2 protein-coding genes and 1 pseudogene are annotated in these 1679 nt (G+C 38.3%); all 3 read right to left on the reverse strand.

The genetic code is table 11. The features are described 5' to 3' along the window. A pseudogene (locus ACFIK1_RS01865) lies at positions 1 to 204 on the reverse strand (PBSX family phage terminase large subunit); the annotation flags it as partial. Continuing rightward, positions 185 to 517 carry a hypothetical protein gene (locus tag ACFIK1_RS01870; RefSeq protein ID WP_375661955.1) on the reverse strand — a complete coding sequence of 111 codons (333 nt, stop codon included), beginning with the start codon at positions 515 to 517 and terminating at the stop codon, positions 185 to 187. The gene ACFIK1_RS01870 and the pseudogene ACFIK1_RS01865, both read right to left, overlap by 20 nt. A 625-nt stretch (positions 518 to 1142) precedes the next feature. Then, complete coding sequence (locus ACFIK1_RS01875) at positions 1143 to 1673, reverse strand: hypothetical protein (RefSeq protein WP_375643877.1); 531 nt, start codon at positions 1671 to 1673, stop codon at positions 1143 to 1145. Positions 1674 to 1679: the final 6 nt, after the last annotated feature.

The following is a 1679-nucleotide window of genomic DNA, read 5'->3' on the forward strand; positions in this document are numbered from 1 at the left end:
TGCCAAAGAATTCTGAAACTGACGTGCACAAAGAATGGTCCCCGATATCCCCTGCATACCAAATTGATAGCCTTTTAAAGCAGCCATCAATGCAAATGATCTTGTCTTTCCAGACCCTCGTCCACCCCACGCCGCTCGTACCAAAGCATCCCCATCAAAAATAGGGATAAGTTTTGGTACAATCTTAATCTGTCTTGTCGTCATTCATTGTTAAAGGAGCAATTTCTACACGCGTTATGATCTTAATGGCTCCCCCATCTTCACCTGTTACCTGTAAAGGCAACACCTTACCAAGCAACGCTAAATAAGCAGCGGGGCATTCCATAGCCTGCTTTTCCAAATAAGAAATCAAACCATCCTTGCCAATTTTATTCCCAGCATTCTCAGCAGCCTTAACCACTGCTTCTTTTAAAATGCGCGTCACTTTATTTGGAACGCCTTTGACACGCCCTTGACCTGCCTTTGGTGGTATACGCTTTTTAATGGGTTGTNTTTGCGGGGATTTTGAACTGTACATTTCCCTCTCTAGACACAATACGCCTAAGTACAGCAATGTCATTAAATACGATTTGCTACATTTTGTCAACACAAAAATAACACATATTGATATATTTGAAGAGAATCTGTATAAAGCGAAGATGCAACAATGAAAAACAAGATAAAATCTAATGTTATTATCGTATTTAAAGAAAATTTCCTTATTCGGAATAATAAGTATCTTATTCACTAGTCATGTAAGTAGTCAACCATTAACAAAACATGTTTCTTCGGAATCTCCATGCCCAAAGGGGCAAATTGCCGTTTTTCGTGATCTACAAAAACGGTCCTCTTTTATTACTTGTATTTCAGAAGGAATGTTGGATTATATTTATAACGACATCCCTAAAGAAATCTCTACAGGTCCATTTAGAATAATTTCTATAGAGGCAAACAACTATCTTCGTATACTAAGACGTTATTTTAATAAAAACAATAGAATAGAATGGTTTGTAATAGGCTTCATAATAATCACCATAATGTCTCTTCCGATTAACATACTCTGGCGATTTAGATTAAAGATTTCTGCGTTTTTATTTGCAATAATGACCGCCTTAGTTATTATTGCAATACCATATATATATGGATATATATATCTTTCACATCTACTTTTTTGAAAAGTACTTCTGAAGCGCATTAAGAGCAACGCGTAATGAATTCACAAGATATGGTAGCGTTTGATCTTCTATAACGAGGTACTGTAGCGCAGCGTGAAGATTATACTGTCTATAGAGGCATTGCGCTTCTTTTAGTGCCTCTTGCGTGTTGATAAACTGCTCTGTTGCAAATGCTACCCATTTATCTCTTGCCTTATCATCAGATGATGACGGCATTTCGTCATAAATCGCATTAGGCAAGCCTTTTGCACAAAGGTAATCGTTTCTTATCTGTAGATATTGCTGGGCGGCGTCATATTGCTCTTGTGTAAGCACGCCTTGCAAGCAAAGCCGCCCGATATAGGTACCAGAAAGTGGATTTTTTGCCTCTTGTAGCGTTAAACCAAAGCGTTTTGCACGCATTTCTATTGCCAATTTATCAACGGCTTCACGCGGTGTTTTGCAACGTGATATACGTCCGTTTGGTTCTCTTACCTGCCCTGCTATTTTAGGGCGTCCCCTTTTTTTATTTTTTTTCATAACACC

This window comes from Bartonella sp. OC16QHHD (assembly GCF_042194035.1).
In the GTDB taxonomy this organism is placed as follows: Bacteria; Pseudomonadota; Alphaproteobacteria; order Rhizobiales; family Rhizobiaceae; genus Bartonella.

Excerpts from the sequence above, each read along its gene's own strand:
- ACFIK1_RS01875 (WP_375643877.1), bottom strand. The coding sequence starts at position 1,673 with ATGAAAAAAAATAAAAAAAGGGGACGCCCTAAAATAGCAGGGCAGGTA.